The following is a 15,272-nucleotide window of genomic DNA, read 5'->3' on the forward strand; positions in this document are numbered from 1 at the left end:
AAATTTGCTTTTCCTTTTGCCTTACTACTGAAATTAATTATAAAAGTAATTAAAACACATATTATTTTCATAAAAAAACATACCTTAATAAAACTACTAGCTAAATTTTGCAATTATTCACTGTTGCAATTCAATCAATTGAGATGTATATAAGCTCTAAATAAAAGCGTTTATGAGAATGAAAGCTTGTTATTCGTTTGATGACATACTACTCTTACCAGCTCACTCTGATATACTACCTTCCGATACAGACACGAAAACTTATCTAACAAATAGTATAAAGCTTAATATTCCCCTCATATCTTCTGCAATGGATACTGTCACTAAATCAAATTTCGCAATAACTATCGCACAACATGGTGGAATAGGTTGTATACATAAAAACTTATCAATAGATGAGCAAGTTTTAGAAGTTAGAAAAGTAAAAAAATATGAAAGCTGGATTGTATATAACCCAATTACAATTTCTCCAAATAAAACAATCGCAGAAGCAATTTCATTAATGAATAAATATAATTACTCAGGTATTCCTGTAGTCGATCAATCTAAATTAGTAGGAATTTTAACCAATCGTGATGTAAGATTTATTGAAAATAAAAACATGAATATAAAAGTTTCTGAAATAATGACAAAAAGTAAATTAATTACTGTACGAGAGCATGAAGTAAATAGCGTATCAGCTATGAAATTACTACATAAAAATAAAATAGAAAAACTTTTAGTTGTAGATGAAAACTCTTGTTGTATAGGTTTAATTACCGTCAAGGATATTGAAAAGTATTATAATAAATACCCAAACTCATGTAAAGATAATAAGGGACGCCTTAGAGTTGCTGCTGCAGTTGGAATTGGTAAGAAAGATGGTATAGAAAGATGTAAGGCTTTAATTCAAGAAGAAATTGACGCAATTATTATTGATACTGCTCATGGTCATTCTGAAAATGTTATTAATACCATCAAAAAAATAAAAACAATGTACCCAAATATACAACTAGTAGGTGGTAATATTGCAACAAAAGAAGCTGCTGAAGCATTAATCGATGCGGGCGTTGATGCAGTAAAGGTCGGTATAGGACCCGGATCAATTTGCACTACTAGAATAGTTACAGGTGTTGGTGTACCGCAATTTTCTGCAATTCAAAATGTTGCAGAAGTATGTAAGGTAAAAAAAGTAAGATTAATTGCTGACGGTGGAATAAAGTACTCAGGAGACGTTGCAAAAGCTATAGCAGCAGGTGCTGATTCTGTAATGATTGGTTCGCTCTTTGCGGGTACTGACGAAAGTCCAGGTGAGACAATAATGTATAAAGGTAGAGCATATAAAAGCTACCGAGGAATGGGATCCATCAGCGCAATGAAATCAGGCTCAGCAAGTCGTTACTTTCAAAATAAAAACTCAAAACCTAAATTAGTACCGCAAGGGGTAGAAGGAAGAGTTCCATTTAAAGGACCAGCTTCGGGAGTAATTCACCAATTAATTGGAGGATTACAGGCTGCAATGGGATATACCGGAAATAGAAATATAGAGGAAATGAAGAAAAACTGTAAATTTATTACTATTACCGCATCCGGATTTAGAGAGAGCCATGCTCATGACATAATCATCACACAAGAAGCACCAAATTATTCTCAAATATGCAGCAGCTTACCAAGCGATCCTGACGAAAATAAGTAAATAACCCATCTCTTAGTTAATATATTTTTAATATATCCTCCATTAAACAAATAAATAAAAATATATAATCAAAATCCCCCCCCATTTACTCTTGAGGAATATAAAAATCAATACCAAAAATTATTAAAAAGTTTAAGCCTTAATTAAATAAATTAACTAAAAATAACGCCACAATTTCTGTAATTTTGCAATTACATCTCCCTCTAATGCACAACAATTATTTTAACTCCATTAGCATATAAATTATTATAATTCTCTCCAGAGCAAAGCAATGCAAGCCCAATGTTACCTATACTAGAGCGCAACTCACCTACCTCTTTATTGTTATTTTCATTTATTATCTTAGTTCCAATATTTGGAAGTATATTACTATCTCCCTCAATAAAATAAATTCTTTTTCTAAGTACCTTTTGCCTTCTCATTCGATTTACAATCTCTTGACCTATATAACACCCTTTATTAAAGCTCATCCCATTAGCCTTATCAATCAAATACTGTAAAGGAAACGACAAGTTCTGTATCATATCCCTTGCCCCATCGGGAATAAGATTCTGAATTCTAATTTCCTCATACTCAATGAAATCTCCAATAATCCGCTTCACCTTATTATCTTTATGTTTATATATAATTCTTATTCCAAGAGATTTACTTCGTGGATCTTGGAAAATAACTTGTGATTCATCGCATATTTCTGGCTCATCTGAACCTCTAAGTGAAATCCCCACTTTATATATCGTGCTAACATCTTTGACTTCCACTCTCAAATAAGTTTTAAGTAGAACTAATTTTTCAATTATTTGTTGTAAATATATATTTTCACATTCCAAAAAAATAAACTCACCATATCTAATTAAAAAAAAATCATATAAGTACCTTCCGTAAGGACTAAGCAATAAGGAGTAAATCGCTTTTTGATTATTCAATTTATTGATGTCATTCGTTATAATACCCTGTAAAAAATCTGCGGTATCCGGACCGTATAAAGCTATTACACCGCGGCTCTCTAATGGCAAGTAGCTCACTACCAAATTATATAAAAATCTTGAGTATGGCAAATATATACACCATTTGTCAAAATATTATTTAGGTATTATCTAGAAATGTTCTCTGACTAATTTTTAATATTTTTAACATTTTTATTTGATTTATAACGCTATATAGGTGGGACACCCTTAACTAACATGTTGTACACAAACATATTATTTTATATTGCTTTTAATACACCAGTTCTTTTAAAACCAACCCTTGAAATCAAACTTAAAAATACATACATAGATCCTAGATCTATTTATTGGAGGGAGAGCAATGTCAAGTATAAACTTAAGTGTATTAGATGATAGTGTTTTAATTAAACCTATCACTGAAGAAAAACAAGGTGGAATTGTACTCCCATCGAGTGCCGAAAAAAAACCTACTAAAGGTGAAGTTATAGCAATCGGTGAGGGTTCACGTAATTCAAGTGGTGAGCGCGTAGCTTTAACTGTAAAGATTGGCGATAAGGTATTTTACAGACAATGGGCTGGCACAGAAATAGAACACCGCGATGAAAAGTTTATAGTGATGAAAGAATCTGATATACTTGCTATCGTTAGGTAGTTTTATAGTTTATAATTCAAGTTTTTGTTTAAATGTTTTAATTTGTATTTTGTTTTAGTTTTATTATTTTTGAGAGGTGATAAAATGGCTAATGTAGTAGTATCAGGCGAGCAGTTGCAAGAGGCTTTCCGTGAAGTTGCATCGATAGTAGATTCAACAGTAGCAGTAACTGCAGGACCTAGGGGAAAAACAGTTGGAATTAATAAGCCTTACGGAGCTCCTGAAATCACAAAGGATGGTTATAAAGTAATGAAGGGTATTAAACCCGAAAAGCCTTTAAATGCTGCAATAACAAGTATCTTTGCTCAAAGTTGTTCCCAATGTAATGATAAAGTTGGTGACGGTACAACAACATGCTCAATACTAACTAGTAGCATGGTAATGGAGGCTTCAAAATCTATAGCTGCTGGAAATGATCGTGTCAGTATTAAAAATGGAATGCAGAAAGCAAAAGAATTGGTATTGAAACAAATCTCATCAATGTCTCGTACAATTTCTCTGGAAAAGATGGATGAAGTAGCGCAAGTTGCTATTATTTCCGCAAATGGCGATAGAGATATTGGTAGTAGCATTGCTGATGCTGTTAAAAAAGTTGGGAAGGAAGGTGTAATTACTGTTGAAGAAAGTAAAGGTTCAAAAGAATTGGAGGTTGAACTTACTACTGGTATGCAATTTGATCGTGGCTATCTTTCTCCTTACTTTATTACAAATAACGAAAAAATGATCGTAGAGCTTGACGATCCATATCTCTTAATTACTGAGAAAAAGCTGAATATTATTCAGCCACTGCTTCCTATTCTTGAAGCTATTGTTAAATCTGGTAAATCCTTACTTATCATTGCAGAAGATATTGAAGGTGAAGCGTTGAGCACATTAGTTATCAACAAGTTGCGTGGTGGGCTGAAAGTTGCAGCAGTAAAAGCTCCAGGTTTCGGAGATAGAAGAAAAGAAATGCTTGAAGATATAGCGACTTTGACAAATGCTAAATATGTTATAAAAGATGAGCTTGGAATTAAAATGGAAGACCTTTCCCTAGAAGATTTAGGCACTGCTAAAAATGTTAAAATCACTAAAGATAATACTACAATTGTTAGTGAAAATAGTGATTCTGAAAGAGTAAAAGCTAGAATTGAGCAAATTAAGTCTCAAATCGAGACCTCAACTTCTGATTACGATAAAGAAAAATTAAGAGAACGTTTAGCAAAATTATCAGGCGGTGTTGCGGTTCTGAAAGTTGGTGGTGCTACTGAAGTAGAGGTTAAAGAGCGTAGAGATAGAGTTGAAGATGCGCTTCATGCGACTAGAGCTGCAATTGAAGAAGGTATAGTCCCAGGTGGTGGAGTTGCACTTCTTTATACCTCATCTGCTCTTGATAAGCTGAAAGGAGGAAGTGACGAAGAACAAATAGGTATAAATATTATTAAAAAAGTTCTAAGCACTCCTATTAATAGGTTAGTTAAAAATGCTGGTCTTGAATCTGCTGTTATAATTGATCATTTAGTTAAACAAAATGATAAGGAACTTATATATAATGTTGAAGCTATGAACTATGCTAATGCATTTACTGCAGGTGTTATTGACCCAGCAAAAGTAATCCGTATTGCTTTTGAAACAGCGATATCTGTTGCAAGTGTACTGATTACCACAGAATCCATGATAGTTGATCTACCAAGTAAAGATGAAAGTTCTTCATCTCCTATGGGTGGAGGTGCTGGCAGCATGGGAGGAATGAACGGGTTTTAAAAGGTGAGCGTTCTCTGTTAAAAGCAAATAAGAGCCTCAAGGCAAAGCCAATGGAAGGGGCCTCCCCACTTTGGCTTTGCCCTCCCTAACCTTTTGGAAGTGTGATTTTTTTGAATATATCTCTATGCATCATGAATGCGATAAAAACGGGTTGATTGAATCAAAACTAGTATTCCCCCCTTTTTCTTTCTTTTGTTCTTTTTTTAAGAAGGAATTTCCTTCTTCTTCTCTACAACATCCGCATTTTTGGATGATGATCCTTTTGCCTTAATATCTCTATCAACTAATTCTATCACTGCCATAGAAGCACAATCCCCCCTCCTAGGGTTAAGCCTTATTATTCTAGAATATCCACCATTGCGACTACAATAACGATCGACTAAAACATTCAATAACTTATTAACTACTAGATTATTATTATAAAGACGCGAAAGCAATACCCTTCTAGCATACAAAACATTATTCTTATTACTATTTTTTTTAGCAATCGTAATAAGTCTTTCTACATATGGACGAAGCTCTTTAGCTTTTGCTAAAGTTGTTACAATTTGTTCATGATTAATCAATGAAATAGACAAATTCTTTAACATCGATAATCTATGCCCTGTACAACGGGACAATTTACGCTTTTTTATTCTATGTTTCATATTTTTTTACAATTTTTTATTATTTTAATCCTCATCAATATGATGTCTAGCTAATTCATCTATATTTTTAGGAGGCCAATCAGGAATAGACATCCCTAAAAACAAACCAAAATTATTTAAAACCGCTTTAATTTCATTCAAAGACTTTCTACCAAAATTAGCAGTCCTAAGCATTTCGCTTTCTGTTCTCTGTACAAGATCACCTATATAAATAATATTTTCATTTTTTAAACAATTATGCGATCTAACAGAAAGTTCCATTTCATCTACTTTACGTAATAATATAGGGTCATAACCCAAATCTCTTCCCTTATTATTACTATAATAACTACCACTACTACTACTAGATAAAGATTGAGATGATCTTCTATGATCCATATCAGAACAACTACTACTAATAAAAGGCTGAAGTTGCTCCTGTAATATTCTTGCAGCAAAATCAACAGCATGACTTGGAGAAAGTGTACCATCAGTTTCAATCGATAATACTAATCTATCCTTATCAGTAACTTGACCAACACGACTATTCTCTACTTTATATGAAACTCTATTAATAGGACTATACAAAGCATTAACTGGAATGAACCCAACAAGATCTTGCTCGCTCATTAATTTTAAAAATTCATTTTCTTTATACTTAGCAACTGGAAGATATCCCTTTCCACTGGCAATATATATAATCATATTAAGCTCTACATTCTGTCCAAGTGTACATATCAATAAATCTTTGTTAATAATAAAACACTGATCATCAGTTTCTATCATTTCAGCAAACACTTGACAAGGTCCCTTAACATTCAAACTCAAACATTTATTTGAGACACCATTTAATTTACACCTCAACATACTCATGTTTAACACTATATCGGTTACATCTTCTCTTACTCCTTTAATCGAAGTAAACTCATGTGTTATACCTTCAATTTTTATTCCATAAACAGCGCTACCTATAAGAGAAGACAACATAACCCGTCTCAATGCATTACCAAGCGTCAAAGCAAAACCACTCTCCAATGGCTCCAATACTATATCTCCTTTTTTATCTGAATCACCAGGTATTACTTTAACTGAAGTAGGCTTAATTAATCTATTTGAACTACTAAAAATAGAAGCACTATCATCACGCATATACAAAACTAATCCCCCAAAAACACATTATTATCACACACACATATATAAAAATTCACAACCCTCTACTATATACTCTGTCATACTCTTCTTTTTTTTCTCAATCTACACCCATTATGAGGAATTGCGGTCTTGTCTGCAATTGATGTTACTGTTAATCCACAAATCTGAAGGGCCTTAACCGCTGCTTCAGCGCCAAAACCTGGACCACAAATAATTACAGAAACAACTTTCATTCCAAATTTCTCTACTGCAACCTTTGCAGCAAATTCTGAAGCTTTACCGGCAGCATAAGGTGTAGACTTACTTGAACCCGAAAAACCATGTGCACCTACAGATGTTTGATATAAAGTATTACCCTGAACATCAGTTACATTTATAAATGTATTATTAAAAGTTGCACGGATACGAATAACTCCAGTAACATTTTTCTTTACATCTTTTTTATCGATTGTTCTAATCCTTTTCATTTTAATTTATACCTTCTTTTCCCTTTTTAAAAGGTGTACTATACCACCACCTCCTACCTTCTTTCAGAAGTAGAGTAAAGCTTACTTTTACGAATCGTTTTAGCATTAGTGTGAGTTCTTTGTCCTCTTACAGGCAAACTCCTCCTATGTCTTATCCCTCTGTAACATCCCATTTCTACCAAAAACTTTACGTTCATAGCCACTTCCTTTCTAAGCTCGCCTTCTACAGAGTAATTTTGCCTAATAAAACTATTAATATTCTCTATATCTTTATCTTGTAAGTGTGAAACACGCTTATTTTTATCTACTTTACAAATGCAACAAATCTTATTTGCGGTAGCAATACCTATGCCATATATATAAGTTAACGCAAAAGGAATACATTTCTTTGTTGGAATATTTACACCCGCAATACGCACTACTAGTACCCCAATATTCTAAAACACTCTTTATTTTAAAATAATAACCTAATTCATATCATAAAACAGAATAGAGTCAAGCTTAAATTATAAAAATATTTTACTTTCTATTTCTCGTCTTACTTGATCAATATTAAAACTAGCATCAACAATTAACAATTTATCTTTATAATACTCACGCAAATTTTTTATTTGAATATGATATTCACTAATTCTTTTATTAATTGAAAATAAATTGGAATCATCAATTCTCTTTTTTAATCTTGTACTTCCACATTTTACACAAATAAAATAATCATTCTTAAATGAAGATATACTATATATACTTTTGCAACTTAAACATATAAAACGATCCCTCAATCTTTTAGATACAACTTCATTATCAAGCTGCAATTCAATAACAATATCTACATCTCTATTGTATTTTTTCAAAAGAAATCGAGTCAAAAAACGAGCTTGATTTAAATTTCTAGGAAAACCATCCAGTAAAAAATTATCATCCACTAACATAAGTTGATTATACAATAATCTATACATAATTCTATCCTGAACTAAGCTACCTAATTCTACAATATTCCTTATTTCCCTACCTAATTCACTATTACTAGATATAATATCCCTCAACAAATCTCCAACTGAAACCAACTTCAAATTATACCTCGCTGATAATAAACTTGATTGAGTACCCTTACCAGAACCAGGAGGACCAAAAATTACAATAATCATCTCACTTTAATTTTTTAGACTCATACTTTTTTATCCAACTATCATATCTACTTGAAAAAATATAAGACTGTACTTGAATAATAGTATCAGTGATAACATTAACTATAATCAATAAACTAGTTCCACCAAAAATAAACGGTATATCATAACAATATCTTATAACCTCAGGTATAGCACATATAAGTACTAAATATGCAGAACCAATAAAAGTCAATTTAAAAACTATATCCTGAAGATAATTAGAAGTATGTTTTCCAGGTCTCCTACCAGGTATAAAACCACCATTCTTCTTAAGAAAATCAGCATTTTCTTCTGGACTAAATACAAAATTAGTATAAAAAAAATTAAAAAATACTATAAGTATTAAATAAACTACAATATAAACTACTTTATTCGTCATAAAAAAATTCAAAATAAAATCAGAAAAAACATTCCCCTTATAAAAATTTGCAATTGAAATAGGTGTAAGTAAAATTGCATTAGCAAAAATAGTTGGTATTACACCAGATAAATTAATCTTTAATGGAATGTAAGTAAAATCATCATTATGTAATTTTTTAAACTGCCTTTTAGGATATTGAACTATAACTTTTCTATAAGAAGACTCTACAAAAATAACTAAAAGCAATAATAAAAAAAACACTAATAAAATAAAAAGAATAACAAGCAACGATATACTACCGCTTTTGTTTAATGTTAACAAAGATGAAAAAGCACTATGTAATTCAGATATTATACCAGTAAATATAATTAATGAAATACCATTGCCTATGCCATTAATACTAATTTGTTCTCCTAACCATATTAAAAACATAGTTCCACCTAAAAGGCTAAAAACACCAACTATACGAAATACAAAACCAGGTTCAACTACAACTAATACACCCTCTCTATTCATTTTTTCTAATCCTATTAAGATAGGAATTGATTGAAATATACAAAATAATATAGTCACACATCGTATATAAGAATTCATTCTCCGACGCCCTAATTCACCATCATTTTTTACCTCATTAATCCCCTTAGTAATAGAAGATAACAATTGCATAACTATAGACGCAACTATATATGGCATAACACTTAAAGCTAAAATTGTAATTCTTGCTAACGCACCACCGGAAAATAAATTAAATACTCCAAAAACACCAAAACCCCTCTTGGGAAATATATCATTAATTATATCAAGGTTAATTCCTGGAATAGGTACATAAGTACCTATACGATAACAAATCAAAGCAATTAACGTAAAAAATATGCGTTTTAACAAATCACTCTTATACAAGAAAGTAGAATCTAAGCTACCAAATATAGATTTATTACTCACCATATATTTTTATAATAAAATATTCACGCTACCATTAACTGAAACTACAGAATTTTTTGCAGCTCTCGATGCAGAATCAACATAAAATATACACTTTTCATTCAACTTACCTCTATTAAGAAGTTTAATTCTACTTTTAATAGACTTTATTAAACCTAATTTATGTAATATTACCTTATCTATTATAATAGAATCGCCATTCACTATTATTTTCTTGGTTTCTATCAAACGTTGAATATCACCAATATTAATAATAGAATGCATATCTTTTTTATGCATAGAATTAAAACCCCTTTTAGGCAATCGAGTATATATAGATTGCTGCCCTCCTTCAAATCCATTTATAGAAACACCACTTCTAGCCTTTTGTCCCTTATGTCCTCTACCAGATGTTTTACCTTTTCCGCAACCAATACCCCTACCTAATAATTTAGACTTCTTCTTTTTTGATAATCCAGTAAATATAAAATTTAATTTTTCAATATTACTCATAATATTTTTACCTATTTCCAATTATTTCACTGACTTTCTTACCCCTCTTTCCCGCTATTTGGCGAGGAGACAACATACTACCAAAAGCCTTAAATACTGCACATATAACATTATGCGGATTATTTGATCTTGTAGATTTGGCTACTACGTCTTTTATACCAAGCACTTCAAAAAGTGATCTAATTGCTCCACCAGCAATAATACCTGTTCCAGCTTTAGCTGATCTTAAAACTATTTCACCAGAGCAAAATTTAGCTTTAATATCATGATGCAAAGTTCTACCTTCACGTAAATATACCCTTATCATTGATTTTTTTGCAGCACTCACAGCTTTCATTCTTGCCTCAGCAACTTCCGCGTGTTTTCCCATTCCACATCCAACTCTACCTCTTTCATCTCCAACAACAACTAAAATAGAAAACGAAAATCTCCTACCACCTTTAGTAACAGTTGTCACTCTTCGCACTGAAACCAAAAGTTCTGATAAATCACTATTATTTTGTAAATTTTTTACAGCCATATTTAAAATCTCTAAAAAATAAATCCAGATTTCCTCAAATTCTCAGTAAACTGAGAAATTAATCCAGAATACTTATATGCCCCACAATCTAACACTAATCTCTGTTCCAATTTTATATTAGATAAACGTTCAATCATTAAATGTGAAACATGCTTTATAGCTTCAGAATTAATTCTACCATTACATACACTCCTAATCGCAGGATCCAAGGTAGAAGCTGAAACAAGAGTCGCTCCTTTTTCATCATTAATTAATTGAACATAAAAATGCCTGTTAGACTTAAATATAGATATACGCAAACATTTAGAATAATTCAACTTCTTTCTATTACGTAGCTTTCTTTTTTCAAAACTATCTAAAAAATTAAATAATTTTCTTTTTCTCATACCAATTACTTCTTCTTAGTTACAACTTTACGTAATATAAATCTACCTTTTATAGTAATACCTTTTCCCTTATATGGATCATATTTTCTAATTCTACATATATCAGATGCTATCATATAGGCCTTTTGTTTATCCATACTGCTTACTATTAACTGAGTTGGTTTTATACATTTAATCTCGATATCCCTAGGTATTTTATATTTCACATTATGACTATAACCAAGATATAAAGTCAAATACTTGTCATTACATTCTGCCTTATATCCAATACCACTAACTTCAAGATCAACAGAAAAATTATTAATCATACCATTAATAATATTCTTAATATTACTCCTATAAGCACCCCATATAGACTTTACCTTACTAAGATTGACTTTATTTTGATCAACGGAAAGTAACAATTGATTATTAACAATATTACAAATAATACCACTACATAATCTAATTCTTTTTTCCACTTTATCATTTTTTATCAATACGTTACCATTATCACTACACTCAACTGAAATACCAACAGGAATATTAATAGGCGCAGCACCAATACGAGACATAATTTTTCTTCTAACTCCAACTTATTTTACTTATTTTTAAAATACACGACATAATACTTCTCCACCGATTTTCAATTTATGTGCATTATAATCAGTCATTACTCCCTTAGAAGTAGATATAATATATATACCAAGACCATTATACGCCTTAGCAAGATTCTTATATTTAAAATAACTACGACAACCTGGTTTTGATATCCTCGTTATATCATGAATTACAGGTAACTTTTCATGATACTTCAACTCTACTATAAAAGTAGACATACCACGCACAATATCCTTCTTATAACTAAGAATATATCCTTCATCTTTTAAAATTTTCAGTATAGAAAAATTTATATTAGAAAACAAAACTCTTGTTGTTCTATGCATCGCCAACTGAGCATTACGTATTCTTGTTAAAAAATCACCAACACTATCAGATAATGACACAATTCACACTCCTAAAATACTTAATCACATATAAATTTTCTACCAACTAGATTTTATAACCCCTGGAATCTTCCCAAAAGAACACAAATCACGCAAAACAATCCTACATAAACCAAATTTTCTATATACTCCTCTTGATCTCCCAGTTAATGCACACCTATTTCTTATTCTTGTTTGGGAGGAGTCCCTAGGTAATTTCTTAACTAATTTATTCTGAGCCGCAAACCTCTCACTTATCGATATATTTCTATCATTTATTATAGACTTCAACCTTTTTCTTTGTTCTTTATACTGAGAACATAATCTCACTCTACGGAGGTTTCTTTGTACTATAGATTTTTTTGCCATATTTTTATAAACACTCCAATCAATTAATCAAAAAATGGAAAATTAAAAGCTAACAACAGCTCTTTTGCTTCTTTATCATTAGTTGTACTTGTTACAATATTAATATCCATACCTCTAATTTTACTTACTTTATCATAATCTACTTCTAAAAATGAAATATATTCCTTTATTCCGAAGGAAAAATTACCATTGCCGTCAAACTGTTTCATGCTAAATCCTCTAAAATCTTTTTCTCTTGGTAAAGCAATATACACTAACCTTTCTAAAAATTCATACATTCTATTTCTACGCAAAGTAACCTTGCAGCCTACTACAACACCCTTTCTTATTTTAAAACCAGAAATAGATTTTTTTGCAAATGTTAATACAGGCTTTTGTCCTGCAATTAGATATAAATTATCAAAAGGCTCATTTATCACTTTATTATTCATTGCAGCATCTCCAATACCCATATTAATACATATCTTAACAAGTTTAGGTACTTGCATCAAATTACTATAACTAAACTTATTTTTTAAACACTTCACTATATTATCTTTATATAATTCTTTAAACATTTATAACCCCTAATCTAAAAGATCCCCGGAAATCTTTGCAAAACGCACTTTTTTACCATTTAAAATTTTAAATCCAACCCTAGTTGGAGCTTTATATCTAGGATCTAATATTGCAATATTAGATACATCAATAGCTAACTCTTTACTAATTATACCACCACTACTACCAGCTTTCGGTTTTGTATGTCTCTTACATATATTAATTCCAGAAACAATAGCTTTTTTCTTAGAATCACATACAATGATCTTAACTATCTTACCAGTTCTTCCCCTATCTTTACCAACTAAAATTACAACATCGTCACCGCTTCTTATTTTTGCGCTCATATATACCTTTATAAAACCTCAACAGCTAATGACATTATTTTCATAAAAAAACTAGATTGTAACTTTTTAATTGGACCAAATACTCGAGTACCAATAGGCTCGCCCTGATTATCAATTAAAACTACAGCATTACTAGAAAAATAAATTACAGAGCTATCAAATTTTCTAACACGACTTCTTACTCTAACAACAACAGCTCTGTATACTCCTCCCTTCTCTACTTTCCCTTTCGGGTTGATGGATTTAACGGATACAACAATTATATCACCTATGGATGCAAATCTTCTTCCACCTAATAAACCAATACAAAGCGCTTCACGTGCACCAGAATTATCTGCTACATCTAATAATGTATTTTTTTGAATCATTTCAACCTCATTCAATTCGAGTAGCAATCCACTTTTTAGTAGCAGAAACGGGTTTATGTTCTTGTATAAGAACTCTATCTCCTTCTCTACATACGTTATTTTCATCATGAACGGTATACTTTTTATATCTCTTTATAATTTTCTTGTAAAATTTATTCCTATAAACACGCAATAAAGAAACCTTTATAGTTTTATTACACTTAACCCTAGTTACAATACCATAAAATTTCCTAGACATATTTATTTCTTTCTCCTTTTACTCCTTGCTCTTTCTTTCTCTACTACTCTCCTCTCGTTTAAAATAGTTAAAACACGAGCTATACTTTTTTTTATTAAAATAAAACGTAAAATATTATTACACTGTCCTATTTTTTTTTGAAAAACTAAATTAACAAATTCTTTTCTCAAATTTATAAGAATTTCATATAACTCTTGCGAAGACTTTAATCTAATATCATTTATATCCATCACAATAACACTATACTCAACAACTATGAGATATAAACCTACATTTTAGAGGAAGCTTTGCAGTTGCCTTCTCAAGCGCTAATTTTGCCAAATGCATTGAAACATCACCACTAATCTCAAATAACACCCGGCCAGGCTTTACTCTAAATATCCAAAATTCAACACTACCCTTCCCCTTACCCATACGTACATCTGCAGGCTTTTTACTAACAGGAATACCCGGAAAAATTCTTATCCATATTTTACCAGAACGCTTTAATGTCCTAGATATCACGCGCCTTACAGTTTCAATGTGTTTAGATTGAACTCTACCTGCTTCTACAGCCTTTAATCCATAACTACCAAAAGACAAAACATTACCACCCTTTGTATTGCCACTAACTCTTCCCTTAAATGCCTTTCTATACTTACTCTTTTTAGGGATAAACATCTAACACTACCTCCTCAATTAAACAACATAAACCCAGACCTTAACTCCTATAATACCATATATAGTTTTTGCCTTGCAAAAGGCATAATCTATATTAGCACGTAAAGTATGCAATGGCAAACGACCCTCTTTATACCATTCAGTACGAGCTATTTCAACTCCACCTAGACGTCCAGAACAACTTACTTTAATGCCACCACCTCCCATTCTCAAGCAACTCTGAATAGCCTTCTTCATTGCTCTTCTAAATGAAATACGTTTCTCTAATTGTTGCGCTATATTACTCGATATTAAAGATGCATCTATTTCAGGTCTTTTTATTCCTACTACATTTATTTCCACATTATTCTTTATCTCTTCTGCTATCTTTCGTTTTATCTTTTCAACATCTAAACCTTTCTTACCTATTATTATTCCTGGTCTAGAAGAATATATCGTTACAGATACTAAATCAATCTTACGTTCTATGATTATCCTAGAAAGACTAGTATTTCTAAAGGATTCATTTATATAACTACGTATATACAAATCCTGATGTAATTTTACCTTATAATCTTTATTAGTAGCATACCAAATAGAATCCCAGGTATTACTAGTATTTATCTTTAATCTAAACCCTATAGGATTAACTTTTTGCCCCATATCTCTAAACTTTCCTCCCC

23 protein-coding genes are annotated in these 15,272 nt (G+C 31.2%); 3 read left to right on the plus strand and 20 right to left on the minus strand.

Annotated elements, in window-relative coordinates:
- Nucleotides 1-178 precede the first annotated feature (178 nt).
- Nucleotides 179-1,675: an IMP dehydrogenase gene (gene guaB, locus LJI21_01885; GenBank protein WFW29963.1), complete on the plus strand. Its 1,497-nt coding sequence runs from the start codon at nt 179-181 to the stop codon at nt 1,673-1,675.
- Nucleotides 1,676-1,878: 203 nt separating this feature from the next.
- On the opposite strand, the gene LJI21_01890 is transcribed toward guaB, so the two are convergent.
- A complete protein-coding gene (locus LJI21_01890; protein WFW29524.1) occupies nt 1,879-2,697 on the minus strand; it encodes a folate-binding protein in 819 nt (272 codons plus the stop codon).
- Between the two features lie 292 nt (nt 2,698-2,989).
- Here LJI21_01890 and LJI21_01895 point away from each other — a divergent pair, with 292 nt between their 5' ends.
- Nucleotides 2,990-3,271, plus strand: a complete 282-nt coding sequence (locus tag LJI21_01895; GenBank protein WFW29964.1) for a co-chaperone GroES — start codon at nt 2,990-2,992, stop codon at nt 3,269-3,271.
- An 84-nt stretch (nt 3,272-3,355) separates the two neighbouring features.
- Nucleotides 3,356-5,014, plus strand: coding sequence for a chaperonin GroEL (gene groL, locus LJI21_01900; protein WFW29525.1), 1,659 nt, complete (start codon nt 3,356-3,358; stop codon nt 5,012-5,014).
- 203 nt (nt 5,015-5,217) lie between these two features.
- On the opposite strand, the gene rplQ is transcribed toward groL, so the two are convergent.
- From rplQ to rpsC, 19 genes are all read right to left on the minus strand, one after another.
- Entirely contained in the window at nt 5,218-5,661 is a 444-nt protein-coding gene (rplQ, locus tag LJI21_01905) for a 50S ribosomal protein L17 (GenBank protein WFW29526.1), read from the minus strand.
- A 24-nt stretch (nt 5,662-5,685) separates the two neighbouring features.
- The gene (locus LJI21_01910) at nt 5,686-6,789 is read right to left on the minus strand and encodes a DNA-directed RNA polymerase subunit alpha (GenBank protein ID WFW29527.1); all 1,104 of its coding nucleotides are present in this window, start codon (nt 6,787-6,789) and stop codon (nt 5,686-5,688) included.
- Nucleotides 6,790-6,869: 80 nt separating this feature from the next.
- A complete protein-coding gene (gene rpsK, locus LJI21_01915; GenBank protein ID WFW29528.1) occupies nt 6,870-7,259 on the minus strand; it encodes a 30S ribosomal protein S11 in 390 nt (129 codons plus the stop codon).
- A 53-nt stretch (nt 7,260-7,312) separates the two neighbouring features.
- The gene (gene rpsM, locus LJI21_01920; GenBank protein WFW29965.1) at nt 7,313-7,693 is read right to left on the minus strand and encodes a 30S ribosomal protein S13; all 381 of its coding nucleotides are present in this window, start codon (nt 7,691-7,693) and stop codon (nt 7,313-7,315) included.
- A 72-nt stretch (nt 7,694-7,765) separates the two neighbouring features.
- On the minus strand, nt 7,766-8,404 hold the full coding sequence (locus tag LJI21_01925) for a nucleoside monophosphate kinase (protein ID WFW29529.1): 639 nt from the start codon (nt 8,402-8,404) through the stop codon (nt 7,766-7,768).
- 1 nt (nt 8,405) lies between these two features.
- Nucleotides 8,406-9,728 (minus strand): preprotein translocase subunit SecY, encoded by a 1,323-nt coding sequence (gene secY / locus LJI21_01930; protein WFW29966.1) that lies wholly within the window; start codon nt 9,726-9,728, stop codon nt 8,406-8,408.
- Nucleotides 9,729-9,737: 9 nt separating this feature from the next.
- Nucleotides 9,738-10,220, minus strand: a complete 483-nt coding sequence (gene rplO, locus LJI21_01935; protein WFW29530.1) for a 50S ribosomal protein L15 — start codon at nt 10,218-10,220, stop codon at nt 9,738-9,740.
- Nucleotides 10,221-10,227: 7 nt separating this feature from the next.
- Nucleotides 10,228-10,740 carry a 30S ribosomal protein S5 gene (gene rpsE / locus LJI21_01940; protein ID WFW29531.1) on the minus strand — a complete coding sequence of 171 codons (513 nt, stop codon included), beginning with the start codon at nt 10,738-10,740 and terminating at the stop codon, nt 10,228-10,230.
- A gap of 11 nt (nt 10,741-10,751) precedes the next feature.
- The gene (locus LJI21_01945) at nt 10,752-11,126 is read right to left on the minus strand and encodes a 50S ribosomal protein L18 (GenBank protein WFW29532.1); all 375 of its coding nucleotides are present in this window, start codon (nt 11,124-11,126) and stop codon (nt 10,752-10,754) included.
- 5 nt (nt 11,127-11,131) lie between these two features.
- Complete coding sequence (rplF, locus tag LJI21_01950; GenBank protein ID WFW29533.1) at nt 11,132-11,680, minus strand: 50S ribosomal protein L6; 549 nt, start codon at nt 11,678-11,680, stop codon at nt 11,132-11,134.
- A 36-nt stretch (nt 11,681-11,716) separates the two neighbouring features.
- Nucleotides 11,717-12,112: a 30S ribosomal protein S8 gene (gene rpsH / locus LJI21_01955; protein WFW29534.1), complete on the minus strand. Its 396-nt coding sequence runs from the start codon at nt 12,110-12,112 to the stop codon at nt 11,717-11,719.
- A 39-nt stretch (nt 12,113-12,151) separates the two neighbouring features.
- Nucleotides 12,152-12,460: a 30S ribosomal protein S14 gene (gene rpsN / locus LJI21_01960; protein WFW29535.1), complete on the minus strand. Its 309-nt coding sequence runs from the start codon at nt 12,458-12,460 to the stop codon at nt 12,152-12,154.
- A gap of 23 nt (nt 12,461-12,483) precedes the next feature.
- Nucleotides 12,484-13,017 (minus strand): 50S ribosomal protein L5, encoded by a 534-nt coding sequence (rplE, locus tag LJI21_01965; GenBank protein WFW29536.1) that lies wholly within the window; start codon nt 13,015-13,017, stop codon nt 12,484-12,486.
- Between the two features lie 9 nt (nt 13,018-13,026).
- Nucleotides 13,027-13,344: a 50S ribosomal protein L24 gene (gene rplX / locus LJI21_01970; GenBank protein ID WFW29537.1), complete on the minus strand. Its 318-nt coding sequence runs from the start codon at nt 13,342-13,344 to the stop codon at nt 13,027-13,029.
- Between the two features lie 8 nt (nt 13,345-13,352).
- Nucleotides 13,353-13,712 carry a 50S ribosomal protein L14 gene (gene rplN / locus LJI21_01975; protein ID WFW29538.1) on the minus strand — a complete coding sequence of 120 codons (360 nt, stop codon included), beginning with the start codon at nt 13,710-13,712 and terminating at the stop codon, nt 13,353-13,355.
- 7 nt (nt 13,713-13,719) lie between these two features.
- The gene (gene rpsQ / locus LJI21_01980) at nt 13,720-13,950 is read right to left on the minus strand and encodes a 30S ribosomal protein S17 (GenBank protein ID WFW29539.1); all 231 of its coding nucleotides are present in this window, start codon (nt 13,948-13,950) and stop codon (nt 13,720-13,722) included.
- A gap of 2 nt (nt 13,951-13,952) precedes the next feature.
- Nucleotides 13,953-14,180, minus strand: coding sequence for a 50S ribosomal protein L29 (gene rpmC / locus LJI21_01985; protein WFW29540.1), 228 nt, complete (start codon nt 14,178-14,180; stop codon nt 13,953-13,955).
- 16 nt (nt 14,181-14,196) lie between these two features.
- Nucleotides 14,197-14,610: a 50S ribosomal protein L16 gene (gene rplP, locus LJI21_01990; protein ID WFW29541.1), complete on the minus strand. Its 414-nt coding sequence runs from the start codon at nt 14,608-14,610 to the stop codon at nt 14,197-14,199.
- Between the two features lie 18 nt (nt 14,611-14,628).
- Entirely contained in the window at nt 14,629-15,252 is a 624-nt protein-coding gene (gene rpsC, locus LJI21_01995; GenBank protein ID WFW29542.1) for a 30S ribosomal protein S3, read from the minus strand.
- Between the last annotated feature and the right edge of the window lie 20 nt (nt 15,253-15,272).

It is taken from the genome of Wolbachia endosymbiont of Menacanthus eurysternus, assembly GCA_029715105.1.
In the GTDB taxonomy this organism is placed as follows: Bacteria; Pseudomonadota; Alphaproteobacteria; order Rickettsiales; family Anaplasmataceae; genus Wolbachia.